Annotated in this window: 23 protein-coding genes; 16 read left to right on the top strand and 7 right to left on the bottom strand. The window is 69.9% G+C overall.

Annotated elements, in window-relative coordinates; genetic code table 11:
* Positions 1-28: 28 nt before the first annotated feature.
* The gene (locus tag JMV16_RS17930; RefSeq protein WP_236580594.1) at positions 29-478 is read right to left on the bottom strand and encodes a TRAP transporter small permease; all 450 of its coding nucleotides are present in this window, start codon (positions 476-478) and stop codon (positions 29-31) included.
* A 166-nt stretch (positions 479-644) separates the two neighbouring features.
* Positions 645-1628, bottom strand: coding sequence for a TRAP transporter substrate-binding protein (locus JMV16_RS17925; RefSeq protein ID WP_201495641.1), 984 nt, complete (start codon positions 1626-1628; stop codon positions 645-647).
* A 226-nt stretch (positions 1629-1854) separates the two neighbouring features.
* Between JMV16_RS17925 and JMV16_RS17920 the strand changes: the two genes are divergently transcribed.
* The 7 genes from JMV16_RS17920 to JMV16_RS17890 all read left to right on the top strand — a co-directional run bounded on the left by JMV16_RS17920 (position 1855) and on the right by JMV16_RS17890 (position 9472).
* Positions 1855-2571: a FadR/GntR family transcriptional regulator gene (locus tag JMV16_RS17920; RefSeq protein WP_201495640.1), complete on the top strand. Its 717-nt coding sequence runs from the start codon at positions 1855-1857 to the stop codon at positions 2569-2571.
* A gap of 100 nt (positions 2572-2671) precedes the next feature.
* Positions 2672-4291 (top strand): galactarate dehydratase, encoded by a 1620-nt coding sequence (gene garD, locus JMV16_RS17915; protein ID WP_201495639.1) that lies wholly within the window; start codon positions 2672-2674, stop codon positions 4289-4291.
* 114 nt (positions 4292-4405) lie between these two features.
* The gene (locus JMV16_RS17910; protein WP_201495638.1) at positions 4406-5458 is read left to right on the top strand and encodes a sulfate ABC transporter substrate-binding protein; all 1053 of its coding nucleotides are present in this window, start codon (positions 4406-4408) and stop codon (positions 5456-5458) included.
* A 158-nt stretch (positions 5459-5616) separates the two neighbouring features.
* The gene (locus JMV16_RS17905; RefSeq protein ID WP_236580584.1) at positions 5617-6639 is read left to right on the top strand and encodes a sulfate ABC transporter substrate-binding protein; all 1023 of its coding nucleotides are present in this window, start codon (positions 5617-5619) and stop codon (positions 6637-6639) included.
* Positions 6640-6650: 11 nt separating this feature from the next.
* Positions 6651-7490 carry a sulfate ABC transporter permease subunit CysT gene (cysT, locus tag JMV16_RS17900; RefSeq protein WP_201495636.1) on the top strand — a complete coding sequence of 280 codons (840 nt, stop codon included), beginning with the start codon at positions 6651-6653 and terminating at the stop codon, positions 7488-7490.
* Positions 7487-8392 (top strand): sulfate ABC transporter permease subunit CysW, encoded by a 906-nt coding sequence (gene cysW / locus JMV16_RS17895; protein WP_201495635.1) that lies wholly within the window; start codon positions 7487-7489, stop codon positions 8390-8392. Before cysT ends, cysW begins: the two co-directional genes overlap by 4 nt.
* A gap of 18 nt (positions 8393-8410) precedes the next feature.
* The gene (locus tag JMV16_RS17890; protein ID WP_201495634.1) at positions 8411-9472 is read left to right on the top strand and encodes a sulfate/molybdate ABC transporter ATP-binding protein; all 1062 of its coding nucleotides are present in this window, start codon (positions 8411-8413) and stop codon (positions 9470-9472) included.
* A gap of 35 nt (positions 9473-9507) precedes the next feature.
* Here the strand turns inward: JMV16_RS17890 and JMV16_RS17885 are convergent, their stop codons facing one another.
* Positions 9508-10347: a DUF5672 family protein gene (locus tag JMV16_RS17885; protein ID WP_201495633.1), complete on the bottom strand. Its 840-nt coding sequence runs from the start codon at positions 10345-10347 to the stop codon at positions 9508-9510.
* 52 nt (positions 10348-10399) lie between these two features.
* Here JMV16_RS17885 and JMV16_RS17880 point away from each other — a divergent pair, with 52 nt between their 5' ends.
* From JMV16_RS17880 to JMV16_RS17865, 4 genes are read left to right on the top strand one after another with little or no spacing between them, the layout of a single operon-like run.
* Positions 10400-11518 carry a glycosyltransferase gene (locus JMV16_RS17880; protein ID WP_201495632.1) on the top strand — a complete coding sequence of 373 codons (1119 nt, stop codon included), beginning with the start codon at positions 10400-10402 and terminating at the stop codon, positions 11516-11518.
* Complete coding sequence (locus tag JMV16_RS17875) at positions 11508-12512, top strand: glycosyltransferase (protein WP_201495631.1); 1005 nt, start codon at positions 11508-11510, stop codon at positions 12510-12512. Before JMV16_RS17880 ends, JMV16_RS17875 begins: the two co-directional genes overlap by 11 nt.
* A gap of 59 nt (positions 12513-12571) precedes the next feature.
* Positions 12572-13678, top strand: a complete 1107-nt coding sequence (locus tag JMV16_RS17870; protein WP_201495630.1) for a glycosyltransferase family 4 protein — start codon at positions 12572-12574, stop codon at positions 13676-13678.
* The gene (locus JMV16_RS17865; RefSeq protein WP_201495629.1) at positions 13671-14669 is read left to right on the top strand and encodes a GDP-mannose 4,6-dehydratase; all 999 of its coding nucleotides are present in this window, start codon (positions 13671-13673) and stop codon (positions 14667-14669) included. The genes JMV16_RS17870 and JMV16_RS17865 overlap by 8 nt, the downstream gene beginning before the upstream one ends.
* Here JMV16_RS17865 and JMV16_RS17860 read toward each other — a convergent pair.
* Positions 14605-15426: a methyltransferase domain-containing protein gene (locus JMV16_RS17860; protein ID WP_201495628.1), complete on the bottom strand. Its 822-nt coding sequence runs from the start codon at positions 15424-15426 to the stop codon at positions 14605-14607. The two genes, JMV16_RS17865 and JMV16_RS17860, sit on opposite strands and share 65 nt — an antisense overlap.
* A 50-nt stretch (positions 15427-15476) precedes the next feature.
* Between JMV16_RS17860 and JMV16_RS17855 the strand changes: the two genes are divergently transcribed.
* The 5 genes from JMV16_RS17855 (at position 15477) to JMV16_RS17835 (ending at position 22129) form a co-directional block, all read left to right on the top strand.
* Positions 15477-16736, top strand: a complete 1260-nt coding sequence (locus JMV16_RS17855; RefSeq protein ID WP_201495627.1) for a glycosyltransferase family 4 protein — start codon at positions 15477-15479, stop codon at positions 16734-16736.
* Positions 16737-16743: 7 nt separating this feature from the next.
* Positions 16744-17709: a bifunctional riboflavin kinase/FAD synthetase gene (locus JMV16_RS17850; RefSeq protein WP_201495626.1), complete on the top strand. Its 966-nt coding sequence runs from the start codon at positions 16744-16746 to the stop codon at positions 17707-17709.
* A 243-nt stretch (positions 17710-17952) separates the two neighbouring features.
* Positions 17953-20814, top strand: a complete 2862-nt coding sequence (gene ileS / locus JMV16_RS17845; protein WP_201495625.1) for an isoleucine--tRNA ligase — start codon at positions 17953-17955, stop codon at positions 20812-20814.
* Positions 20811-21341, top strand: a complete 531-nt coding sequence (lspA, locus tag JMV16_RS17840; protein ID WP_236580593.1) for a signal peptidase II — start codon at positions 20811-20813, stop codon at positions 21339-21341. Before ileS ends, lspA begins: the two co-directional genes overlap by 4 nt.
* A gap of 14 nt (positions 21342-21355) precedes the next feature.
* Complete coding sequence (locus tag JMV16_RS17835; protein ID WP_201495624.1) at positions 21356-22129, top strand: DUF2189 domain-containing protein; 774 nt, start codon at positions 21356-21358, stop codon at positions 22127-22129.
* Between the two features lie 7 nt (positions 22130-22136).
* Here JMV16_RS17835 and recR read toward each other — a convergent pair whose 3' ends face one another.
* From recR to dnaX, 3 genes are read right to left on the bottom strand one after another with little or no spacing between them, the layout of a single operon-like run.
* Positions 22137-22724 carry a recombination mediator RecR gene (recR, locus tag JMV16_RS17830; protein ID WP_201495623.1) on the bottom strand — a complete coding sequence of 196 codons (588 nt, stop codon included), beginning with the start codon at positions 22722-22724 and terminating at the stop codon, positions 22137-22139.
* A 13-nt stretch (positions 22725-22737) separates the two neighbouring features.
* Complete coding sequence (locus JMV16_RS17825) at positions 22738-23064, bottom strand: YbaB/EbfC family nucleoid-associated protein (RefSeq protein WP_201495622.1); 327 nt, start codon at positions 23062-23064, stop codon at positions 22738-22740.
* Positions 23065-23081: 17 nt separating this feature from the next.
* Positions 23082-24881, bottom strand: a complete 1800-nt coding sequence (gene dnaX, locus JMV16_RS17820) for a DNA polymerase III subunit gamma/tau (protein ID WP_201495621.1) — start codon at positions 24879-24881, stop codon at positions 23082-23084.
* Positions 24882-24888 lie beyond the last annotated feature (7 nt).

The following is a 24888-nucleotide window of genomic DNA, read 5'->3' as shown; positions in this document are numbered from 1 at the left end:
AAGCCGAAGAAGCTGATGCAGAGGATGGTCAGTGCCATGAGGGCTCCACGAGTTTGCCCTGCACGAGCGCGATCACATGCTCGATGGAGAACGAGATGATGAGAACGCCCGAGAGCACCAGCGGCACATAGCGTATGGCCTCGGGCAGGCCGAGGTTGGGGATCTTGTAGGACGCCACCGAGAGGCCGAGCACGCCACCGTTCCAGATCATCGCGGCGCCAAACAGCATCACCAGCGCGTGGATCAGCAGCTCGACCCGGTTGCGCACCTGCTCGGGCACCAGCACCAGCAGCGATTCCATGCCGATGTGGCCGGCGTCGCGCACGCCCACGGCCGCGCCGATCAGCGTGACATAGAGCACCAGCACCAGGGCCAGGCTCTCGGTCCAGGTGGGCGAGCTGTTGAGCACATAACGGCCGAAGACCTGGAAGAAGACGATGGCGACGATCATGAAGAGGCCGCCCACCGAGGCAAACATGCCCAGCCGCGCAACCCTGGCGTTGAGCCGGGTCAGGGCGCCATCGAGCGGCGGCTCGGCAACGTCCGGCTGCGGCGGCCTGGCCGCAGGTTCAGGTTCCTTCATCGGAACTCCTTGTGGGTGACGCAGTGGGTGGCCGGTGCCGGCGGTGGTGTGGCCACGGCGGCTACTTGGCGTCCTGGATGCGCTTGACCAGATCGCGCAGCTTGGGCGTGCTGGCGAACTTGGCGTAAACCGGCGCCATTGCATCGACGAAGGGCTTCTTGTCGGCGATGACCGCCACCTGGGCGCCGCCGGCCTCGGCGATCTTGCGCGACTTGGCCTCGCGCTCGTCCCACAGCTTGCGCATCGTCGCCACCGACTCCTTGGCGGTCTTGCGGATCAGCACCTGATCTTCCTTGCTGAGCGTGTCCCAGATCTTCTTCGAAAAGACCAGCACCTCGGGCACCATGGAATGCTCGGTGGTGTTGTAGAACTTGGCGGCCTCGAAGTGGCGCGAAGACTCGAAGGAGGGCCAGTTGTTCTCGGCGCCGTCGACGATGCCGGTCTTGAGGCCGGTGTAGACCTCGCCATAAGGCATGGGCGTGGCATTGGCGCCCAGCGCCTCCATCATCGCGACGAAGAGATCCGACTGCTGCACGCGGATCTTCAGGCCCTTGATATCGGCCAGCGTCTTGATCGGGCGCTTGACCGTGTAGATCGAGCGCGCGCCGCTGTCGTAGAAGGCCAGGCCGACCATGCCCTGCTCGGCCATCGCCGCCAGCACCTCGTCGCCAATGGGGCCGTCGAGCACGCGGCGCATGTGGTCGATGGAGCGGAACACGAAGGGCATCGAGACGGCAATCGTCTCGGGGACGATGTTGTTCAGCGGCGCGGCGTTGATGCGCATCATGTCGAGGCCGCCGATCTTGAGCTGCTCGATGGTGTCGCGCTCGGCGCCAAGCGCTCCCGAGGGGAAGACCTTGATGCCGAGCTTGTCCTTGGACTGCTCCTTGAGCGCCTTGCCCATGGCGCGCACGGCCTCCACCGTCGGGTAGTCGGTGGGGTGGACGTCCGACGACCGGAAATCGCGGGCGAGTGCAGGCAGGGCGGTCGCGAGGCCTAGGGCCACGCCGAGGGCGACGAGACGGTGGCGCAGGGGATGGAGCATGGAATCCTCGTGGTGGTATTGAGGGGGCAGCGGCGCCCGGCAATGCAACTTTGCGGGCTTGGTGGCTGATGTATTTGTCTTACAACTTAACTATAATCGCCGCCTTTGATCTCCAAATCTAGGATAAACACCTATAGTTGTCTGGCAAATAGATCTTGCCGCTAAGATCGCAGCGTCTCCTCGTCACCAGGACGGCGCTGCACCCGCAGGCCCCAACCAACAAGCGATGAACGAAGCCACGCTGCAACTCGAAGGGACGGGCTCCCTGCCCGACCGCGTCTACGCGCGCATCGTCGAAGCGGTGCTGCGCGGCGACTTCGCCGCCACCGGCAAGCTGCCCACCGAGGGCGTGCTGGCCGGCCAGTTCGGCGTCTCGCGGCCCACCGTGCGCGAAGCCCTGGCCCGCCTGCGCTCCGACGGCGTGATCGAGTCGCGGCGCGGCTCGGGCAGCCATGTTGTGCGGCGCCCCGGCGCACCGGCGGCGGCCGTAACGCCGATCAAGAGCCTGGCCGACATCGAGCGCTACTACGCCTTTCGCTGCTGCGTCGAGGGCGGCGCGGCGGCGGCGGCGGCCGAGTTCCACGACGGCGCCGACCTCGCCACCATGCGCGCGGAGTTCCAGGCCCTGGGCCGCGCGATGGAGGGTGGCCAGCCCGGCATCGAGGAAGACGTGCGCTTCCACCTCGCCATCGCGCACGGCTCGCACAACCCCTTCTTTGTCGACACGGTGGAAAACAGCGTCGCGCCGATACGGCAGTTCATGGAACTGGCGCGCAGCGTCAGCGACAAGAAAAGCCTGGCGCGCGTGCGCACGGTGCAAGCCGAGCATCTGGCCATCGTCGAGGCCATCGCGCGCCGCTCGGCGACCGATGCGGCCGAGGCGACACGGTTCCACATCGTCAACGCCAAGCGGCGCATCTTCGAGGGCACGCGCCTGCCCTGAGCCTTGACCCTCCTCAAAGTTGCTTGACAACTTTTCTCTAAATCAGACAATCTCGCCTTCCAGACCCAGGGCTGCGTGGCCCGCTCGAAGGAGACCCCCGATGCCGGACGCACCGTCCACCCCCAGCCCTGGCAACGTCACGCCGCCCGCCCCGCCCCTGACCATCCGCATGAACGATGCGGACAACGTCGCCATCGTCGCCAACGACGGCGGCCTGGCCGCCGGCACCGTGCTGCCATCCGGCCTGGTGCTGGTGGACCGCGTGCCGCAAGGCCACAAGCTGGCGCTGGAAGACATTGCGGCCGATGCGCCGGTGCGACGCTACGGCATCGCCATCGGCCACGCGCTCAAGCCCATACCGGCTGGCAGTTGGGTACACGAGCGGCTGCTGGCCATGCCCGAGGCGCGCTCGCTGCAAGGCCTGCCGCTGGCCACCGCCCGACCTGCGCCGTTGCCGCCACTGGAGGGCTACAGCTTCGAGGGCTACCGCAATGCCGACGGCAGCGTGGGCACGCGCAACATCCTGGCCATCACGCAGACGGTGCAGTGCGTGGCCGGCGTCACCGCCTTCGCGGTGCAGCGCATCAAGGCCGAACTGCTGCCGCGATTTCCCAACGTCGACGACGTGGTCGCGCTGGAACACGGCTATGGCTGCGGCGTTGCCATCGATGCGCCCGATGCCGTGGTGCCGATACGCACGCTGCGCAACATCAGCCTGAACCCGAACTTCGGCGGTGAGCTGATGGTAGTCAGCCTGGGCTGCGAGAAGCTGCAGCCCGAGCGCCTGTTGCCGCCGGGCAGTTTCGCCATCGTCGACGAGCGCAGCGTGGCCGATGTCGGCAGCAGCGCCGAAGAGACGCTTGACGTGATCTGCCTGCAGGACGACAGCCATGTCGGATTCATGTCGATGGTCGAGGCCATCATGCGCCAGGCCGAGGGGCACCTCGAGCGCCTGAACGCGCGCCGGCGCGAGACGGTGCCGGCCAGCGAGTTGGTGGTCGGCGTGCAATGCGGCGGCAGCGATGCCTTCTCGGGCGTCACCGCCAACCCGGCGGTAGGCTTTTGCACCGACCTGCTGGTGCGCGCCGGCGCCAGCGTGATGTTCTCGGAAGTGACCGAGGTGCGCGACGGCATAGCTCAACTCACGGCGCGCGCCGCCACGCCCGAGGTGGCCGAAGCGATGATCCGCGAGATGGCCTGGTACGACGCCTACCTGCAGCGCGGCAGCGCCGACCGCAGCGCCAACACCACGCCGGGCAACAAGAAAGGCGGGCTTTCCAACATCGTCGAGAAGGCGATGGGCTCCATCGTCAAGTCGGGCACGGTGCCCATCTCCAATGTGCTGGCGCCGGGCGAGAAGCTCCACAGCAAGGGCCTGACCTATGCCGCCACGCCGGCCAGCGATTTCATCTGCGGCACGCTGCAACTGGCCGCGGGCATGAACCTGCACGTCTTCACCACCGGCCGCGGCACGCCCTATGGCCTGGCCGCCGTGCCGGTGATCAAGGTCGCCACGCGCAGCGATCTGGCGCGGCGCTGGCACGACCTGATGGACGTCAACGCCGGCACCATCGCCGACGGCTCGGCCAGCATCGAGGACGTGGGCTGGGAGCTGTTCCGCCTGATGCTGGCTGTGGCCAGCGGACGCCAGAAGACCTGGGCCGAGCACTGGAAGCTGCACAACGCCCTGGTGCTGTTCAATCCGGCGCCCGTGACCTGAGACAGGCTCGCCTGCTGCGCCAGCCGCATCAGCAGATTCGAAAGGATTACTTGGTCGCGAGGAGGCGCCTTCCTAGCATGGGCCGCTTCTCAGGACTTCTCGCAAAGCGAACCCATGGACCACCCGACCCGCGGCCGAACCTCCGGCCTTGCCCGCCGCACCCTGTTGCTGGCCGGCATCGCAGCCACTGCCGCCAGCGGCCTGCTGGCCCCCGCCGCCTGGGCGCAGAAGCAGGTCAGCCTGCTCAATGTGAGCTACGACCCGACGCGCGAGCTCTACCAGGAATACAACAAGGCCTTCGCCGCTCATTGGCGGAAGTTGACCGGCGAGATCGTCACCGTCAAGCAAAGCCATGGTGGCTCGGGCAAGCAGGCGCGCTCGGTCATCGACGGCCTCGAAGCCGATGTCGTGACCCTGGCCCTGGCCTATGACGTGGACGAACTGGCCAGCAAGGCCAGGCTGATCCCGGCCGACTGGCAAAAGCGCCTGCCGCACAACAGCTCGCCCTACACCAGCACCTACATCTTCCTGGTGCGCAAGGGCAACCCCAAGGGCGTGAAGAACTGGGACGACCTCGTCAAGCCCGGCGTCTCGGTCATCACCGCCAATCCCAAGACCAGCGGCGGCGCGCGCTGGGGCTACCTGGCGGCCTACGGCTTTGCGCTCAAGCAGCCCGGCGGCAACGACACCAAGGCCAAGGATTTCGTCGCCAAGCTGTTCTCCAATGTGCCGGTGCTGGACAGCGGCGCCCGCGGCTCCACCGTGACCTTTGCCGAGCGCGGCGTGGGCGACGTGTTGCTGGCCTGGGAGAACGAGGCCCACCTGGCGCTGAAGGAGTTCGGCGCCGACAAGTTCGACATCGTCTACCCGCCCATCAGCATCCTGGCCGAGCCGCCGGTCACCGTGGTGGACAAGAACGTCGACCGCAAGAGCACGCGCGCCGTCGCCCAGGCCTACCTGGACTATCTGTACTCGCCCGAGGCGCAGGAGATCGCAGCGCGCAACTTCTACCGCCCCATCGACACCAAGGTCGCCGCGGCCTACGCCAGGAACTTCCCCAAGATCAGCCTGTTCACCATCGACGATGTCTTCGGCGGCTGGATCAAGGCACAGAAGAACCACTTCAACGACGGCGGGGTGTTCGACCAGATCTATACAAGAAAGTAGGTCCCTCAGCAGCGCCAGCGGCGCTTGCGTGAAGAAGGGCTGGCCTTGCCAGCCCTTCGTCATTTGCTTTTTGCATAAGCAACCGCGATTTGCTTCGTTGTTACGCCTTGTCCGGCCTCCTAGAGTGGCCGGCTGAATCTGCATCCCCGGAGTTGCCCGTGTCCCTGAACCGCCGCCATGTCCTCCTGCCTGCCGTACTGAGCATTGCCGCCCTGTTCGGCGCCGCCCCCGTCCAGGCCGCCGGCCAGACGCTGCTGAACGTGAGCTACGACGTGAGCCGCGAGTTCTACAAGGACTACAACTCCGCCTTTGCCGCGCACTGGAAGAAGACCACCGGTGAGGAGGTGACGCTGAACCAGAGCCACGGCGGCAGCAGCCGCCAGGCGCGCAGCGTGGCCGACGGCCTGGAGGCCGACGTCATCACGATGAACCAGCACAACGACATCGACGTGCTGGTCACGCGCGGCGCCCTGCTGCCGGCCGACTGGGCGAAGCGCCTGCCCCACAACGCCTCGCCCACCACCAGCATCAGCGTGATCCTGGTGCGCAAGGGCAACCCCAAGAACATCCGCGACTGGTCCGACCTCGGCAAGCCAGGCTTGAGCGTCATCATCCCCAACCCCAAGACCAGCGGCAACGGCCGCTACACCTATCTGGCGGCCTGGGGCGCGGCCGTCACAGGCGGCGTCAGCCCCGAGGCCGCCAAGGCGCTGGTGACGCGCATCTTCGCCAACGTGCCGGTGCTGGACGGCGGCGGCCGCGGCGCCACCACCACCTTCGCGCAGCGCAACCTGGGCGATGCGCTGGTCACCTTCGAGAGCGAGGTGCCGCTGATCGAGCGCGAGTTCGGCGCCCACTACGAGGTCGTCTACCCCAGCCGCAGCATCCTGGCCGAGAACCCGGTGAGCGTGGTCGACAAGGTGGCCGACAAGCGCGGCACGCGCAAGCTGGCCGAGGCCTATCTGCAATACCTCTACAGCGACGCCGGCCAGGAGATCGCCGCCAGGTACAACCTGCGCCCGCGCAGCCCCAAGGTGCTGGCCAAGTACGCCAAGGCCTTCCCCAAGGTCAACACCTTCACCGTCGACGAGGTCTTCGGCGGCTGGAGCAAGGCGCAGAAGGAGCACTTCAACGACGGCGCCCTGTACGACCAGGTGATCGCCGCGGCCAAGGCCCGCTGAGCGCGACGACCATGTTCCTGCGCAAGACCCTGCTCAAGCGCCACAGCGTGCTGCCCGGTTTCGACCTGGCGCTGGGCTTCGCGCTGCTGTACATCAGCCTGATCGTGCTGATTCCGCTGTCGGCGGCCTTTCTCAAGACCTTCACCCTCACCTGGCAGCAGTTCCTCGACGCCACCACCACGCCGCGCGTGATGGCCAGCTACCGGCTCACCTTCGGCGCCAGCTTCCTGGCCGCGCTGATCAACGCCGTGTTCGGCCTCATCGTGGCCTGGGTGCTGGTGCGCTACAAGTTTCCGTTCAAGCGCCTCATCGACGCGCTGGTCGACCTGCCCTTCGCCCTGCCCACGGCCGTGGCCGGCATTGCCTTGACGGCCATCTGGGCCGGCAACGGCAGCCTGGGCCAGCACCTGCCCTTCAAGGTGAGCTACACGCCGCTGGGCGTGTGGATCGCCCTCGTCTTCATCGGCCTGCCCTTCGTGGTGCGCACGGTGCAGCCGGTGCTGGAAGACGTGAACCGGGAACTCGAAGAGGCCGCTGCCACGCTGGGTGCCAACCGCGCCCAGACCTTCCGCCACGTCGTCTTTCCCATCGTGATGCCGGCCCTGCTGACCGGCTTTGCGCTCGCCTTTGCGCGCGCCCTGGGCGAATACGGCAGCGTCATCTTCATCGCCGGCAACATGCCCATGGTCAGCGAGATCACGCCGCTCCTGATCATCACCAAGCTCGAGCAGTACGACTACGCCGGCGCCACGGCCATCGCGGTGGTGATGCTGGTGGCGGCCTTCGGCCTGCTGCTGCTGATCAACCTGCTGCAGAGTTGGGCGCGGCGGCGCCAAGGGGGCTTGGCATGAACACGGCCACGCTACCCGCGGCGGCACCGGCCCGCGCCGGCACCGCGCCGCGCCGCATCCGCGCCGCCACCTCCGAGGCGCCCTGGGTGCGCCTGCTGCTGATCACGCTGGCCCTGGCCTTCATGAGCCTCTTCCTCTTCGTGCCGCTGGTGACGGTGTTCTACGAGGCGCTGAGAAAAGGCTGGGATGTCTACCTGGCCGCCATCGTCGACGCCGATGCGCTCTCGGCCATCAAGCTCACCTTGATCGCCGCCGTCATCAGCGTGCCGCTGAACCTGGTGTTCGGCCTCGCCGCGGCCTGGGCCATTGCCAAGTTCGAGTTCCACGGCAAGAACCTGCTGCTGACGCTGATCGACCTGCCCTTCAGCGTGAGCCCGGTGATCGCCGGCCTGATCTATGTGCTGGTCTTCGGCCTCCAGGGCTGGGCCGGCAGCTGGTTCATAGACCACGACATGAAGATCATCTTCGCCGTGCCCGGCATCGTGCTGGCCACCGTGTTCGTGACCTTTCCCTTCGTGGCGCGCGAGCTGATCCCGCTGATGCAGGCCCAGGGCATCGAGCAGGAAGAGGCGGCCCGCGTGCTGGGCGCGGGCGGCTGGCAGATGTTCCGCCGCGTGACGCTGCCCAACGTGAAGTGGGCCCTGCTCTATGGCGTGATCCTGTGCAATGCGCGCGCCATGGGCGAGTTCGGCGCGGTCAGCGTGGTCTCGGGCCATATCCGCGGCCAGACCAACACCATGCCGCTGCACATCGAGATCGTCTACAACGAATACCAGTTCGCGGCCGCCTTTGCCGTGGCCTCGCTGCTGGCCCTGCTGGCGCTGGTGACGCTGGTGCTGAAGTACATCGTCGAACAGCGCGTCAAGGCGCAGATGCGCGCCGACGGCGACCGCGCGGAATAGCCCGAAGGAACGCGACCCATGAGCATCGAAGTACGCAACCTCAACAAGGCCTTCGGCAAGACGGTCGTCTGCGACAACCTCAACCTCGACATCCCGGCCGGCGAGCTGGTGGCGCTGCTGGGGCCTTCGGGCTCGGGCAAGACCACGCTGCTGCGCATCATGGCCGGGCTGGAAGTGCCCGATTCCGGCAATGTGCTGTTCCACGGCGAGGACGCCACCGACACCGATGTGCGCGACCGCAATGTCGGCTTCGTGTTCCAGCACTACGCCCTCTTCGGCCACATGACGATCTTCGAGAACGTCGCCTTCGGCCTGCGCGTGCGGCCGAAATCGACGCGTCCGAGCGAGGCCGAGATCAAGAGCAAGGTGATGGCCCTGCTCAAGCTGGTGCAGCTGGACTGGCTGGCCGACCGCTACCCGCACCAGCTCTCGGGCGGGCAGCGCCAGCGCATCGCCCTGGCGCGCGCACTGGCCGTGGAGCCCAAGGTGCTGCTGCTGGACGAGCCCTTCGGCGCACTGGACGCCAAGGTGCGCAAGGAACTGCGCCGCTGGCTGCGCCGCCTGCACGACGAGGTACACGTCACCAGCGTCTTCGTCACGCATGACCAGGAAGAGGCCATGGAAGTGGCCGACCGCATCGTGGTGATGAACGAGGGCCGCATCGAGCAGGTGGGCACGCCCGACCAGGTGTATGACCACCCGGCCAGCCCCTTCGTGCTGCAGTTCCTGGGCGACGTGAACCTCTTCCACGGCCGCAGCGAGCACGGCCCCGGCGGCGCCACGGCCGGCGGCGACGTGGTCTATGTGCGCCCGCACGAGCTGGAGATCGTGGCTGCGGCGCCCGGCCCCGGCCATGAGGCCTGGCCGGTGACGCTGAGCCAGACCCTCACGGTGGGCGCCCACACGCGCATCGAGTTCAAGCGCCACGGCCTGAACGGCGAAGACGGGGGCTATCTCGACGTGGAACTGCTGCGCAGCGACTACATCGCGCTGCGCGACCGCCTGCAGCTGCAGCGCGGCAGCCGCGTCTGGCTCAAGCCGCGCAAGGTAACCCGCTTCGAGCTGACGCCGGGCGCCTGAAGCCGCCGGGGCGGGCCTGAGACGGCCTGACCCGATCAGCGGCGCAGGCCCAGCGCGGCCAGCACACGCCCCGCCAGCGAAGGCTGGCAGCAACCAGCCGCCCCTTCGCTGCTGCCGCCAGCGGCCAGGCGGCGCTCGCGCACGCGGGCTGCAGCCGCGGCCATGCCCTGGTTTTGCATCGCCCGCGCCAGGCAGACCGCATCGTTGCCGCGAAAGAAAGCATCGGGCAGTTCCACCAGCCAGCGCGACAGCTCGGCCTCGTCCACCACACGCGGCAGGTGGTGTACGCCATGGAAGCCGAAGCTGGCGCCTTGACCGCCATCCTCACCGCCGGCGGCAAACAGCCGCGCCAGCTTGGCCGGCGCAAAGCTGATGCCGTGCTCGCGTTCGAGAAAGGCGCGCTGCTGGCGGCCCATCACGATGTCCTCGGGGTGCTCGTCGACGATGCGCGGGTCCAGCCCGGCGCGCAGGTAGCGGCGCGAGCGCAACGAGAAGCCGCCACTGCCGACATTGCGGCCCTCGGGCTCGCCCGGCCACACCGGGGCCAGGTAGTCGTACACCAGGAATTCAGGCGAGAAGGCCGCTGCATTGACGACGAAGCCGTCCCAGCGCGTGACCAGCGCGTGCGAGCTGCGCACGTAATAGGGCAGCTTGCGCAACAGGAAGTTCGAGTACGCGGCCTCGGTCTCGATGGCGTCGATGTCGTACAGCTCGACCCCGGGCACGACGCGGCGCGGCGTCCAGCCATTGGTGAACAGCAGCACGCGGCCGAAGTCGACCTGGTGCATCGAGCGCAGCAAGGCCTGCAGCGCCAGAGCCGGTGTCCGGGTCTCAACTGCACACAAAGTCACCTGGGCCAGGGGCAAGCGCGTCATGCACCGGCATTGTGCCTGCGGCAGCCATAATCACCGCGCCCCAGCACCCCCCTTGAACGCGGCCCCCGGGGCCGTGGCCTCGATGCCCGCAAAAGCCCCCACCCCGCCCCTGCGCCACGTCGGCATCAGCCTGGGCAATATCGAGCGCTTCGTCGACGGTCTGGGTGAGTTCTCGCAGCAGCTGGGCACGGCGCTGGCCGCCCGCGCGCCGGCGTTGCGCGAGCAGCAGGGCCTGGCGCTGCACTTCCATGTCGTGCCGGCACTCGTGGGCTGCTTCGGCAAGGACGTCGGCTACCTGCCAGTGCGGCGGTCGCAGGAGTGGTGGCATGTGCAACCGCAGCGCCTGGACCTCTGGCACACGCTCAACCAGCTCAACCGCTACCCGGCGCCGCGCGGCACCGGCTGGCGCCTGCTCACGGTACACGACCTCAACTTCGTCCACGTCAAGCGCGGCTACAGCCGCTGGCGCGACCTGCGCCGCCTGCGCCGGCGCCTGGCCACGCACGACCGCATCGTGACCATCAGCGACCACGTCGGCGCCGACCTGCGCCAGCACCTCGGCGAGGCGCGGCCCCTGCAGACCGTCTACAACGGCGTGCGCGACCTGAGCGCCGCGCCGCAGGAGGCCGTGCCCGGCATGGAACCGGGCTACCTGTTCCACATCAGCCGCATGACGGGCTCGAAGAACGTCGAGGCGCTGCTCGCGATGATGGCCGCCTGGCCCGGCCAGCGCCTGGTGCTGGCCGGGCCCTCGGCGGTGCGCAACGCCGAGTTGCAGGCGCGGGCCGATGCCCTGGGCCTGGCCGATGTGCGCATCCTGACCATGGTGAACCAGGCGCAGAAGGCCTGGCTCTACGCGCACTGCGGGGCCTTCGTGTTCCCCTCGCTGACCGAAGGCTTCGGCCTGCCGCCGGTGGAGGCGCTGCACTTCGGCAAGCCGGTGGTGATGTCCGACCGCACCTGCCTGCCCGAGATCGGCGGCGACGCCGCGCACTACTGGCACGACTTCGAACCCCGGGCCATGCGGCGCGTCACCGAGGCCGCCCTCGCCGCCGCCGGCCCGGCCCAGGCGGCGGCGGCGAAGGCACGCGCCCGGCGCTTCAGCTGGGACCGCGCCGCCGACGCCTACGTCGCCGAATACCTGCGCGGGGCGCCGCACGATGGCCGCTGAAGCCTGGCCACGCTGGCAGCGCCAGCGCCCCGCCCCCGGCGGCCCGCTGCGCGTGAGCTACGTGACCGTGGTGCGCAACGCTGCCGCCACCGTGGAGCGCACGCTGCAAAGCGTGCAGGCACAGACCTGGCCGCACGTCGAGCACGTCGTGCTCGACGGCGCCTCGACCGACGGCACCTGGGCCCTCGTGCAGCGCCATGCCGCGCGCCTGGCCCACGCCGCCAGCGCCCCCGACGGCGGCCTCTATGAGGCGCTCAACCAGGCCCTGGGCTGGACCACCGGCGACCTGGTGTGCGTGCTCAACGCCGACGACTGGCTCACCCCCGACGCCGCCGCCAACGCCGCCGCCGCCGCCGGCGAGGCGCGCGGCGACACCGCCCTCCTGGTCTGCAGCGCGGCCTGGGTCGAAAGCCGGGGCCAGGCGCCGCACCTGTGGCTGCCCGAGCCGCTGACAGCAGCCTCGCTGCTGACCTGCGCCAACATCTGCCACAACGGCGTCTACGCCACACCCGCCGCCTACGCCGCCACCGGCCCCTACCGCACCGATCTGCGCATCGCCGGCGACTTCGCCTGGCTGGTGGCCGGCGTGCGGGCCGGCGTGGCCGTGCGGCGCAGCGACCAGCCCACCGTGCACTACAGCCTGGGCGGGATGTCCGGCGACACGCTGCGCCACACGCGCGAGTGCGTACAGGTATTGCGCCAGGCGGTGCCCGCCTTGAGCGAAGAAGAGGCCTGGGGCCTGCTGCACTGCTTCCACCAGCCGGCCTGGCGCATGGACGCCTTCGCGGCCTCGCGGCCACCCCACCGCGGCCGTTTCCTGCAGGCCCTGGCGCAACGCCACGAGGGTGACGCCCTGCTGATGCGGGCGCTGGCCCAGGCCGCCGCCGCGGTGCTGCAGCACCCGGCCGACGACCGGCCGGCCGGCAAGCTCTCGCGCAGCGAGAAGTGGCGGCGCAGCCTGCGCAAGCGCTGGATCGCGCTCACCGGGCGCTGAGCGCGCCGCGACCGACCCGCGTGCTAACCTCGCCCGCCCCTGCAGCCCCGCCCCGCCCCTTGAAAGTCCTGTTCGACGCGCAGATCTTCCGCCAGCAGCGCTATGGCGGCATCTCGCGCTACTTCTGCGAGTTGGCGACACGGCTGGATGCCATGCCGGGCGTGGCCGCGCGCATCGTCGCCCCCCACCACCGCAACGAATACCTCGCCAGCGTGCCAGCGCCGGTGGTCGTGGGCTGGCACCTGGGCCGCTGGAAACGCCTGGGCAAGCTCGCGCGCTTGGCTGGCCGCGTCGTCGAACGCAGGACCACGGCGCGCGAGGCGCCGGACATCGTCCACGAGACCTATTACTGGGGCTCGCCACTGCGCGACCCGCGCGCCCGCCGCGTGCTGACGGTCTACGACATGATCCACGAGCGCTTCCCGCAACACTTCGCGCCCGACGAGCCCACCGCGGCGGCCAAGCGGCGCGCGGTGGCCGAGGCCGATCATGTGATCTGCATCTCGCACTGCACCAAGCGCGACCTCATGGCCCTGCTGGACGTGCCCGAGCACAAGGTTTCGGTGACCCACCTCAGCGCCGACATGAAGCCGCCGCCCGAGCCGCCGCGGCCCGACCGCGCGCCCTACATCCTCTACGTGGGCGACCGCGGCGGCTACAAGAATTTCCTCGGCGTGGTGGCCGCGGTGGGGGCTTCACCCGCGCTGCGCAGCCTGCGCCTGGCCTGCTTCGGCGGCGGCGACCTCAAGCCCGAGGAGTGGGCGGCGATAGACCGCGCCGGCATCGAACGCGAGCGCATCGTGCAGCAGCACGGCGACGACACCGCGCTGGCGCGCCTGTATGCGGGGGCCGAGGTCTTCGTCTACCCCTCGCTCTACGAGGGCTTCGGCATCCCGCCGCTCGAGGCCATGCGCTGCGACTGCCCGGTGGCCTGCAGCAACACCAGCAGCATCCCCGAGGTCGTGGGCGATGCCGCCCAGGGCTTCGACCCCGCGGACACCGACTCGATCCGCCAGGCGCTGGAGGCGGTGGCCGGCGTCCCGTCGCGGCAGGCCGAGCTGGTCGCACGCGGCCGCGAGCAGCTCCAGAAGTTCTCGTGGGAGCGCTGTGCCGCCGAGACCCTGGACGTCTACCGCCGCGTGGCGGGCGGTACGGCCCATGCCTAGGGCGCTGATCTGCGGCGTCACCGGGCAGGATGGCGCCTACCTTGCCCAGTTGCTGCTGGCCAAGGGCTACGAGGTCTGGGGCACTTCGCGCGATGCCCAGGTAGCGCCGGTCGGCAACCTGCAGCGGCTGGCCATCGCCGAGCGCGTGCGCCTGGTGTCGATGGCGCCGCGCGACTTCCGCAGCGTGCTCGAGGCCATAGACCGTGCCCGCCCCGACGAGCTCTACAACCTGGCCGGCCAGACCTCGGTGGGCCTGTCGTTCGAGCAGCCGGCCGAGGCGCTGGAAAGCATCGCCTCGAGCACGCTGAACCTGCTCGAGGCGCTGCGCTTCCTGAACCGGCCCATCCGCTTCTACAACGCAGGCTCCAGCGAATGCTTCGGCAACACCGGCACCACGGCGGCCGACGAGCACACGCCCTTTCACCCGCGCAGCCCCTATGCGGTGGCCAAGTCCACCGCGCACTGGCTGGTCGACAACTACCGCGCGGCCTACGGTCTGGCGGCCTGTACCGGCATCCTGTTCAACCACGAGTCGCCGCTGCGCCCGCGCCGTTTCGTCACGCGCAAGATCGTCGAAGCGGCGCTGGACATCGCCGATGGCGACGGGCACAAGCTCGCGCTGGGCAACCTCGAGGTCTGGCGCGACTGGGGCTGGAGCCCCGAGTACGTGGAGGCGATGTGGGCCATGCTGCAGGCCGACTGCGGCGAGGACTTCGTGATCGCCACCGGCGTCTCGCATTCGCTGCGAGATTTCGTCGCCGCGGTCTTTGCCGAACTCGGCCTCGACTGGCAGGACCATGTGCTCAGCGACCCGGCGCTGATGCGCCGCACCGACCTGGAATACAGCCGCGGCAATGCCGACAAGGCGGCGCGCCTGCTCGGCTGGCGCGCGCAAAAGACGATGCCCGCGGTGGCCGCGGCAATGGTCAGCGAGCTGCGGGCGCAGCGCCTGGCAGACGCCGCTTCGCCTGCTCATGGTCGGCCCAGGTGAGCGCGGCGCGGCGGTGACGCGCCCAGTACCAGGCCTCGAGCCAGCCGCGCACACGGCGGCTGCGCAGTGCGCGCCGCAGCAGTGGCGACAGCGGGCGCGCCAGCAGCAGGTGCAGCCCGTCGTGGATGCGCGTGTACTCGCAGCCCAGGCGCTCAGCCAACCGGGCCAGCGTGCGCGGCTGGTAGAACGAGATGTGCTGCCCGGTCTCTGGCGAGTAGTACCACCAACCGGGCGCAGGCGGCGCACCGCTGAAGCTGAGGGTCGACAGCACGATGGAGCGGCAGCCGTAGCGCGCGAACTCGGCCTCGACGAAGGCCACCGGGTCGCTCACATGTTCCAGCACCTCGAACGCGAAAAGCGCCTCGGCCTGCAGGCCGTCGAAGGGCTCGTGGCCGTCGGCGAAGAGGTTGGCGCAGTACTTGTCGCTGCGGTAGGCGTCGAAGCCGCGGTCGCGCAGCAGGCGGGCCAGCACACCCCAGCCGCCGGCCACGTCGACGAAGCGTCCGGCGGGGTCGAAGGCCACCTGCAGCAGCAGGTTCAGGAAGCGGGCGTGGTCGAGATTGCGCTGCAGCAGGCCGGTGTCGGTGTCGGCGATGGCCTGGGCGTAGGCCTCATCCAGCCAGTGCGGCATATCGGTCTGCAGCAGGCCGCAGGCGCGGCAGAGGTGGTAACCCACGTCGTGGCGGCCGAGCAGGGTCTGGCGGAACACCGCTTCGCGCTCGACAGCGCCGCAGACGGGGCATGGGGGCAGGGTCATCGCAGGGCCTTGGGTCGGCGGACGACCCCGATTCTCGCCGGGTCGCGCGCATGACGGCGCGACGCCTGCGCGTGGCCGTGGTCGTGCAGCGCTACGGCCTCGAGATCAACGGCGGCGCCGAGGCCCATGCGCGCCTGTTCGTCGAGCACATTCGGCCCTGGCACGACGTGACCGTGCTCACCACCCGCGCCCGCGACTACACGAGCTGGGACCGCCACTATCCGGCCGGCGCCGGCGAGGTCGACGGCACGCCGGTGATCCGCTTCGACCACCCGCAGCGCGGCCACAGCGGGCGCGCTCGCGTGCCGCGCCGCCACCTGCTGCGCTACCGCACGAACCGGCTGCTGTCGGCGCTGGGCCTGCAAGCCGTGGCACAGCGCCGCGGTGACCCCGCCACCGACGGCGAGACCTACCTCGAGCGCCAGGGCCCCTACAGCCTGGAACTGATGGCCCACCTGGCGCAGGCCGAGGGCCACTACGACGTCGTCGTCTTCTTCACCGCGCTGTACCACCCCACGGCCGCCGGCCTGCCGGCGACGCCGGTGCCCACGGTCCTGGTGCCCACGCTGCACAACGAGCGCAGCATGTACCACCCGCTGATGCGCGAGGTGTTCGAGCGCCCCGGCTGGATCCTGTGGAACTGCGCCAGCGAGCGCGACCTCGCGCTGCGGCTGTACGGCGCGCAGGTGGCGCCGGGCAGCATTGCCGGCGTCGGCATCGCGCCGCCGGCGCCCGACCCGGCGGTGCTGGCCGCAGCGCGCTTGCGGCTGGGCCTGGGCGAGCACACGCCCTACTTCGTGTGGGTGGGGCGCATCACGCGCTCCAAGGGCTTCTCGACGCTGGCGCGCGCCTTTCGCCTGTTCGCCGCGCTCGACCGCCGCGGCGTCCGCCTCGTGGTGCTGGGCCAGGGCTTCATGGAAAGGCTGCCGCAGCACCCGCGCCTGGTCTACGCCGGCTTCGTGCCCGACGCCGAGCGCGACGCGCTGATGGCCGGCGCGCTGGCCGGCATCGTCACCTCGCGCCACGAGAGCCTGTCGCTGGTGACGCTGGAAAGCCTGGCCCTGGGCTCACCGGTGATCGTCAATGGCCGCTCCGAGGTGCTGCGCGCGCATGTGGACGACAGCGGCGCCGGCTGGGTCTACGGGCCGACGGCGCCACTGTGGCGGGCGCTGCAGCAGGCCGCCGCCTGCACGCCCGAAAGGCTGCAGGCGCTGGGCCAGGCCGGCCAGGACTATGTGCGCCGCCACTACGCCTGGAGCCGCGTGCAGGCCGAGTGGCTGGGCGCGCTGGAGCGGGTGGCCCGCCGATAATTGCGCCATGAGGGTCTTCAGAGGTTTCCACCACCGCACGCTGCCGCAGCGCTGCGCGCTCACCATCGGCAATTTCGACGGCGTCCACCGCGGCCACCAGGCCATGCTGGCCCTGCTCACCAGCGAGGCCCGCCACCGCGGCCTGCCGAGTTGCGTGCTGACCTTCGAGCCCAACCCGCGTGACTTCTTCGCCCGCCGCGCCGGCAAGCCCGAGCTGGCGCCGGCACGCATCGCGACGCTGCGCGACAAGCTCGCCGAACTCGAGCGCTGCGGCGTCGGCCACGTCGTCGTGGCGCGCTTCGACGAGCGCTTCGCCGCGCAGACGGCACAGGCCTTCATCGACGACGTGGTGCTGGGCGGGTTGGGCGCGCGCTACGTGCTCGTCGGCGATGATTTCCACTTCGGCGCACGCCGGGCCGGCAACTACGCGATGCTGGATGCCGCAGGCGGCGCACGGGGCTTCGACGTCGCCCGCATGATGAGCTACGAAGTCCACGGCCTGCGTGTCTCCAGCTCGGCGGTTCGCGAGGCGCTGGCGGCCGGCGACATGGCGCGCGCCGAATCCCTGCTGGGCCGCCCCTACAGCATCAGCGGCCACGTCGTACACGGGCGCAAGCTGGGGCGCGAGCTGGGTTTTCGCACCCTCAACCTGCGCTTCGCCCACGCGCGGCCGGCGGCCGGTGGCATCTTCGTCGTGCGCGTGTACGGCCTTGGACCCGCGCCCCTTCCCGGCGTCGCCAGCCTGGGCGTGCGGCCGACGGTGGAAGACGCCGGCCGCGTGCTGCTGGAAGTGCACTGCCTGGACTGGCCCGAGGGCCTGGGCGCCGAGGCCGGCTATGGCCGGCTGCTGCGCGTGGACCTGCTGCACAAGCTGCACGACGAGCGCAAGTACGCCTCGGTCGAGGCGCTGCGCGAGGGCATCGCGGCCGACACCGCCGAGGCCCTGGCCTGGCACGCCCACCCCCGCGCATAGAATCGCGGCCATGCCCGTGACCCTGCTCCTGCAGCCGTACTCGCAGCCGCACCTCCAGCCCCGCTGGCAAGCCGCCACGCAAAGGCAAGGCCGGCGCGACCGAATTACTCGGCCCCTGCGCTGAAGCGCCGCGCGCCCCGTGCGCGCCTGCCCCGCTCGCGCCGCCGCCAGCCCCGGCGTGCGGCCCGCCCGGTCCCCGCCTGAAAGCCGACAAGAAAGCGCCGCGCCCGCGGCCCGCCCGAGATGAGCAACGACGCCCCCACCGACTACCGCCGCACCCTCAACCTGCCCGACACCCCCTTCCCGATGCGCGGCGACCTGCCCAAGCGCGAGCCGGGCTGGATCAAGGAATGGCTGGACAACGGCCTCTACCAGCGCCTGCGCGTCGCCCGCCACGGCGCGCCGCTGTTCGTGCTGCACGACGGCCCGCCCTATGCCAATGGCAAGCTGCACATCGGCCACGGCAGCAACAAGATCCTCAAGGACATGATCGTCAAGAGCCGCCAGCTGGCCGGCTTCGACGCGCGCTACGTGCCGGGCTGGGATTGCCACGGCCTGCCGATCGAGAACCAGATCGAGAAGGACCACGGCCGCGGCCTGCCACGCGACAAGGTGCAGGCGCTGAGCCGCGCCTATGCCACCGAACAGATCGCGCAGCAGATGGTCGACTTCCAGCGCCTGGGCGTGCTGGGCGACTGGGAACACCCCTACCGCACGATGGACCCCGGCAACGAGGCCGGCGAGATCCGCGTGCTCAAGCGCCTGTTCGAGCGCGGCTATGTCTACCGCGGCGCCAAGCCGGTGTACTGGTGCTTCGACTGCGGCTCCTCGCTGGCCGAGTTCGAGATCGAGTACGCCGACAAGGCCTCGCCCACCGTCGACGTGGCCTTCAAGGCCGCCGACCCGGCGGCGCTGGCCGCGGCCTTCGGCCTGGACGCACTGAGCCAGCCGGCCTATGCCGTGATCTGGACCACCACGCCCTGGACGCTGCCGGCCAACCAGGCGCTCAACCTCAACCCGGCGCTGAGCTATGCGCTGGTGGACACCCGGCGCGGCCTGATGCTGGTGGCCGAGGCGCTGGTGGAGAAGTGCCTGGCGCGCTGGGGCCTGGAAGGCCGTGTGGTCGCCACCACGCTGGGCGCCAAGCTCGGCGGCCTGGCCTTCTGGCACCCGCTGGCCGATGCCCACGAGGGCTATCGCCGCACGTCGCCGGTCTACCTGGCCGACTACGCCACCGCCGACGACGGCACCGGCGTCGTCCATTCGGCGCCGGCCTATGGCGTGGAAGACTTCAACTCCTGCGTCGCGCACGGCCTGTCGCACGAGGACATCCTCAACCCGGTGCAGGGCGACGGCCGTTATGAGGCCGAGCTGCCGCTGTTCGGCGGACTCAACATCTGGAAGGCCAACCCGCGCGTCGTCGAGGTGCTGTCGCAGAGCGACCGCCTGCTCGCCACCGACAAGCTGATGCACAGCTACCCGCACTGCTGGCGCCACAAGTCGCCCGTGATCTACCGCGCCGCGGCGCAGTGGTTCGTGCGCATGGACGAGGGCGAAGGCGTGTTCACGGTCGACAAGGCCCCGGGCACGCTGCGCGCCACCGCGCTGGCCGCCATCGAGCAGACCGGCTTCTACCCCGAGAACGGCCGCGCCCGCCTGCGCGACATGATCGCCAACCGGCCCGACTGGTGCATCAGCCGCCAGCGCAGCTGGGGCGTGCCGCTGCCGCTGTTCCTGCACAAGGTGACGGGCGAGCCGCATCCCAACACGCTGGCCTTCATCGAACGCGCGGCGCAGCTGGTGGAGAAGGGCGGCGTCGAAGCCTGGAGCCAGCTCGACCCTGCCGAATTGCTGGGCACCGAAGCGGAGGACTATGCCAAGAGCAACGACATCCTCGATGTCTGGTTCGACAGCGGCTCCACCTTCAGCCATGTGCTGCGCGGCTCCCACCAGGGATCGGCTGACGATCCGGGCCACCACGACAGCGGCCCCGAGGCCGATCTGTACCTCGAAGGCCATGACCAGCACCGCGGCTGGTTCCACAGCTCGCTGCTGATCGGCTGTGCCATCGCCGGGCGCGCGCCCTACCGCGGCCTGCTCACCCACGGCTTCACGGTGGACAGCCAGGGCCGCAAGATGAGCAAGAGCCTGGGCAACTTCGTCGAGATGCGCACGGTGACCAGCCAGCTCGGCGCCGAGATCATCCGCCTGTGGTGCGCCGCCACCGACTACTCGGGCGATCTCAGCATCGACGACAAGGTGCTGGCGCGCGTGGTCGACAGCTACCGCCGCATCCGCAACACGCTGCGCTTCCTGCTCGCCAACACGGCCGATTTCGACGCCGCCAAAGACGCCGTGGCGCCGGAGCAGATGCTGGAAATCGACCGCTGGGCGCTCGCCCGCATCGCCGCACTGCAGGCCGACATCCTGGCTCACTACGAGGTCTACGAGTTCCACCCGGTGGTGTCCAAGCTGCAGGTTTTCTGCGCCGAGGACCTGGGTGCGTTCTACCTCGACGTGCTGAAGGACCGCCTCTACACCACCGCCCCCGGCTCGCTGGCGCGGCGCAGCGCCCAGACCGCAATCTGGCACATCACCCAGGCCATGCTGCGCTGGATGGCGCCCTTCCTCAGCTTCACGGCCGAGGAGGCCTGGAAGTACGCCGGCCCGGCGGCCAATGGCGGCCCGACCACCATCTTCACCGAGACTTACTGGAAGCTCGCCACGCCCGACGAGGCCCTGCTCGTCAAGTGGGCGCGCATCCGCGCCATCCGGGATGCGGTGAACAAGGAGATCGAGGCGCTGCGCGCCGCCGGTGGCCTTGGTTCGTCGCTGCAGGCCAACGTCACGCTGACGGCGGCACCTGAAGACCACGCGCTGCTGGCCTCGCTGGGCGACGACCTGCGCTTCGTGCTCATCACCTCGGCGGTGGAACTGCGCGCCGGCGACACGCTGCTGATCGCGGTGGCCGCCAGCGGCGACAAGAAGTGCGAGCGCTGCTGGCACTGGCGCAACGATGTCGGCCACGACGCCGCCCACCCGGCGCTGTGCGGGCGCTGCACCAGCAACCTGCACGGCGCCGGCGAAGCGCGCACGGTGGCCTGAGCGTGGCGCGGTCCAAAGCCAGCGCCGCTGGCGGCGGCGGCCTGATGCTGTGGCTGGCGCTGGCGGCCATCGTCATCGTGGTCGACCAGCTCACCAAGACGCTCATTGCCGGCTGGTTCCAGCTTGGCGACGTGCGCCCGGTGACGGCCTGGTTCAACCTCGTGCGCGCCCACAATGCCGGCGCCGCCTTTTCCTTCCTGGCCGATGCCCAGGGCTGGCAGCGCTGGTTCTTCACTGCGCTGGGGCTGGCGGCCTCGGCGCTGATCGTCTGGATGATGCGCAGCCACCCGACGCAGCGCCTGTTCTGCTTCTCGGTCAGCCTCATCATGGGAGGGGCGCTCGGCAATGTCATCGACCGCGTGCTGCACGGCCATGTGATCGACTTTTTGCAGTTCCGCTTCGCCCTGCTCGAACCCCTCTTCCGCGGCGGCTACTTTCCCGCCTTCAACGTGGCCGACAGCGCCATCACCCTGGGCGCCATCGGCCTCGTGCTCGACGAGTTCAGGCGCGTGAGGCGCGGCAGCTAACCCGAACAAGGCCCATGGAAGAAACCCCCGAAGAAGGCGGCCGCACGGCCACACCCCCGGTCGTGCTGCGCACGGTGGGCCTGACCGACCCGCTGCGCTGGCTGCACCTGGGTTGGCGCGACTTTCTCCGCGCGCCGGCCATCGGCTTGTTCTACGGCGGCTGCTTCATGCTGATGGGCTGGGCCCTGCTGTGGGTGTTCGAAAGCTCGCCGGCCTATGTGCTGGCGCTCTCGGGCGGCTTTCTGCTGATGGGGCCGTTCCTGTGCCTGGGCATGTACCGCGTCAGCCAGCGGCTGGAGAACGGCCAGACGCCGGAATTCGCCGATTCGCTGTTCGCCTGGCAGGCGCGCACCGGCCAGCTTGCCATCTTCGCCGTCGTGCTGCTGGTGCTGGAGATGCTGTGGGCGCGCGCCACGCTGGTGGTGTTTGCGATCAGCTTCGACGGCATGCCCGATTTCAAGGGCTCGCTGCTGGCCCTGGTGGCGGGCGAGAACCTGCCCTTCCTGGTCACCTGGCTGGCCCTGGGCGCGGTCTTCGCGACCCTGATCTACGCCGTCAGCGTGGTCTCGATGACGATGATCCTGCACCGCCGCACCGACGCCATCAGCGCCGGCCTGACCAGCATGCGCCTGGTGCTGAGCCAGACCTTGGTGATGATGGTCTGGGCCTTCATCATCTCGGGCCTGGTGGTGCTGGCGATGTTGCCCTGGTTTGCCGGCCTGCTGGTGGTGGGGCCGGTGCTGGGGCACGCTTCCTGGCACGCCTACCGCGCCACCGTCGCAGATTGACGCTGACCTAGCGCCGGTCGCCCATCGCATGGGCGATGGTGCCCAGGTCCACGTACTCCAGCTCGCTGCCTGCCGGCACGCCACGCGCCAGCCGCGTCACCTTGATGCCGCGCGCACGCAGCGCGCCGGCCAGCGCATGGGCCGTGACCTCGCCCTCGGCGCTGAAGCTGGTGGCCAGGATCACCTCCTCGACGATGCCATCGGTGGCACGCTCCAGCAGGCGCTCGGCGCCAATCTCGGCCGGGCCCACGCCATCGAGCGGGCTCAGCCGCCCCATCAGCACGAAGTACAGGCCGCGGTAGCTGCCGCTGCGCTCCAGCGCCGCCTGGTCGGCCGGCGTCTCCACCACGCAGAGCTGGCGCGTGTCGCGCCGCGGGTCCAGGCAGGTGGCGCAGACCTCGGCCTCGGTGTAGGTGTGACAGCGCGCGCAGACGCGCACGCGCTCCAGCGCCGCGCCCAGGGCCGCGGCGATGCGGCGCGCGCCGTCGCGGTCGTGCTGCAGCAGGTGGAAGGCCATGCGCTGGGCCGACTTGATGCCCACGCCGGGCAGGCGGCGCAGCGCCTCGATCAGGCCTTCGAGCGCGTTGTCGGCCAAGGCTGGCGCGAACTCAGAACGGGAACTTCATGCCCGGAGGCAGCGGCAGGCCGGCGGTGAGCTTGCCCATCTTCTCGGTCGATACCGCTTCTGCGCGGCGCACGGCGTCGTTGAAGGCGGCGGCGACCAGGTCTTCCAGCATGTCCTTGTCGTCGGCCAGCAGGCTGGGATCGATGGCGACCCGCTTGACGTCGTGCTTGCAGGTCATGGTCACCTTCACCAGGCCGGCGCCCGACTGGCCCTCGACCTCGAGCAGCGCCAGCTCGTCCTGCGCCTTCTTCATGTTGTCCTGCATCGCCTGGGCCTGCTTCATCAAGCCGGCGAGTTGGCCCTTCATCATGGTGGTGCTTCCTTTGTTCAAACGGGTTTGATCGAGCCCGGCACGATGCGCGCGCCCTTGAACTGGGCCAGCAGTTCGCGCACGACCGGGTCGGCGTGGATCCGGGCCTCGGCTGCGGCCTGGCGACGCTGGCGCTCGGCGGCATCACGACGCGCCGGCGAATCGGCCGGTATGCCGGCTTCCAGCACGATCTGCAGCGGCTGGCCGAGTTCCTGCGCCAGCACGGCCGCCAGCTTGTCGGCCAGCACCGGGTTGCGCAGCGGCTCGCGCTCCACCACCAGCACCCAGGCCGACGGCTGCTGGCTGGCGTCGATGGCACGCAGGCCGGCCTGCACGGCCAACTCGCGCAGCAAGGCGGCCAGCGTGCCCTCGGCGCTGAGCTTCTTGACGAGTTGGTCCCAGCGGTCGCCGAGGCCGGTGTCGACCTCCGGCGCGGCCGTGGTGACCTGGTACACGGCGGCCGGTGCCGCTGCAACCGGCGCTGCAATCGCCATGGCCGGTTCGACAAAGCTGGGTGTCGAAGTGGCCGCCGATGTGGGCGCTGAAGCGGGCGCCGCCACGGGCAGCTGCACCTCGGCCGTCTGCGGCAGCGGCACCGTGCGCGCAGCCGGCGGAACCGTGCGCACCGCGGGCGAGACCGTGCGCACCGCGGGCGGTGCCGGCGCGCGCAGCGGCGCGGCCCGCGGCTCGCGCGGCGGCCGCGGCGGTGCTTCGGCGCCCTGGGGCGCAAAGGCCAGGAAGCGCAGCAGCACCATGGTCAGCGCCGCGTACTCGTCGCTCATCAGGCCCAGCTCGGCGCGGCCGTTCAGGGCCATGCTGTAGAGCAGCTGGGTCTCGTCGGGGGCCAGCAGCGGCGCGAGCTGGCGCGCCGATTCGCTGTCGGGGTCCAGCGCGTCCAGCGCGCCGGGCACGCTCTGCTCGATGGCCATCTGCTGCAGCAGCATCGCCAGTTCTTCCAGCGTGGCCGCGGCCGAGAGGCCGAGGCCGCGCAGCCCGTCCACCGTGGCCAGCACGGCCTGGCCATCGCGCGCCGACAAGGCCTGCACCAGGGCCTGGGCATGGCCGCGGTCGACGCTGCCCAGCATGGCGCGCACGCCGGCTTCCTCGAGTTGGCCGCCGCCGTAGGCGATGGCCTGGTCGGTAAGCGAGAGCCCGTCGCGCATCGATCCACGCGCGGCGCGCGCCAGCAGGCGCAAGGCGCCCTCGTCGAAGGGCACGTTCTCGGCGGCCAGCACGCGCTGAAGATGGTCGCGCACGGTGGCCGGCGCCATCGGCCGCAGGTTGAATTGCAGGCAGCGGCTCAGCACCGTCGGAAGCACCTTTTCGGGGTCGGTGGTGGCGAGCACGAACTTCAGGTACTCGGGCGGCTCCTCCAGCGTCTTGAGCAGGGCGTTGAAGGCGTCCTTGGAGAGTTGGTGCGCCTCGTCGATCATGAAGACCTTGAAGCGGCCCACGCCCGGCTTGTAGGCGGCACGCTCGATGAGATCGCGGATCTCGTCCTTGCCGCCATTGCTGGCAGCGTCCATCTCGGTGTAGTCGAGATAGCGGTCGGCGTCGATCTCGGTGCAGGCCTGGCAGACGCCGCAGGGCTGGTCGGTGATGCCGCCGCGGCCGTCGGGGCCGGTGCAGTTCAGGCTCTTGGCCAGGATGCGGCTGACCGTGGTCTTGCCGATGCCGCGCGTGCCGGTAAAGAGGTAGGCGTGGTGCAGCCGCCCCTGCTGCAGCGCATGGCCCAGCGCCTGCACGACGTGCTCCTGCCCCACCATCTGCGCAAAGGTGCGCGGGCGGTATTTGCGGGCCAGGACGACATAAGTCATGCGGGGC

This window comes from Rubrivivax sp. A210 (assembly GCF_904426505.1).
Taxonomy (GTDB): Bacteria; Pseudomonadota; Gammaproteobacteria; order Burkholderiales; family Burkholderiaceae_C; genus Rubrivivax.
The sequence above is the reverse complement of the archived record's forward strand: the minus strand, read 5'-3'. Positions and strand labels throughout refer to the sequence as shown.

Coding starts and splice junctions, on each gene's coding strand:
- JMV16_RS17930 (WP_236580594.1), bottom strand. CDS start 478: ATGTTTGCCTCGGTGGGCGGCCTCTTCATGATCGTCGCCATCGTCTTC.
- JMV16_RS17925 (WP_201495641.1), bottom strand. CDS start 1,628: ATGCTCCATCCCCTGCGCCACCGTCTCGTCGCCCTCGGCGTGGCCCTA.
- JMV16_RS17920 (WP_201495640.1), top strand. CDS start 1,855: ATGAACGAAGCCACGCTGCAACTCGAAGGGACGGGCTCCCTGCCCGAC.
- garD (WP_201495639.1), top strand. CDS start 2,672: ATGCCGGACGCACCGTCCACCCCCAGCCCTGGCAACGTCACGCCGCCC.
- JMV16_RS17910 (WP_201495638.1), top strand. CDS start 4,406: ATGGACCACCCGACCCGCGGCCGAACCTCCGGCCTTGCCCGCCGCACC.
- cysT (WP_201495636.1), top strand. CDS start 6,651: ATGTTCCTGCGCAAGACCCTGCTCAAGCGCCACAGCGTGCTGCCCGGT.
- cysW (WP_201495635.1), top strand. CDS start 7,487: ATGAACACGGCCACGCTACCCGCGGCGGCACCGGCCCGCGCCGGCACC.
- JMV16_RS17890 (WP_201495634.1), top strand. CDS start 8,411: ATGAGCATCGAAGTACGCAACCTCAACAAGGCCTTCGGCAAGACGGTC.
- JMV16_RS17885 (WP_201495633.1), bottom strand. CDS start 10,347: ATGACGCGCTTGCCCCTGGCCCAGGTGACTTTGTGTGCAGTTGAGACC.
- JMV16_RS17875 (WP_201495631.1), top strand. CDS start 11,508: ATGGCCGCTGAAGCCTGGCCACGCTGGCAGCGCCAGCGCCCCGCCCCC.
- JMV16_RS17865 (WP_201495629.1), top strand. CDS start 13,671: ATGCCTAGGGCGCTGATCTGCGGCGTCACCGGGCAGGATGGCGCCTAC.
- JMV16_RS17860 (WP_201495628.1), bottom strand. CDS start 15,426: ATGACCCTGCCCCCATGCCCCGTCTGCGGCGCTGTCGAGCGCGAAGCG.
- JMV16_RS17855 (WP_201495627.1), top strand. CDS start 15,477: ATGACGGCGCGACGCCTGCGCGTGGCCGTGGTCGTGCAGCGCTACGGC.
- JMV16_RS17850 (WP_201495626.1), top strand. CDS start 16,744: ATGAGGGTCTTCAGAGGTTTCCACCACCGCACGCTGCCGCAGCGCTGC.
- ileS (WP_201495625.1), top strand. CDS start 17,953: ATGAGCAACGACGCCCCCACCGACTACCGCCGCACCCTCAACCTGCCC.
- JMV16_RS17835 (WP_201495624.1), top strand. CDS start 21,356: ATGGAAGAAACCCCCGAAGAAGGCGGCCGCACGGCCACACCCCCGGTC.
- JMV16_RS17825 (WP_201495622.1), bottom strand. CDS start 23,064: ATGATGAAGGGCCAACTCGCCGGCTTGATGAAGCAGGCCCAGGCGATG.
- dnaX (WP_201495621.1), bottom strand. CDS start 24,881: ATGACTTATGTCGTCCTGGCCCGCAAATACCGCCCGCGCACCTTTGCG.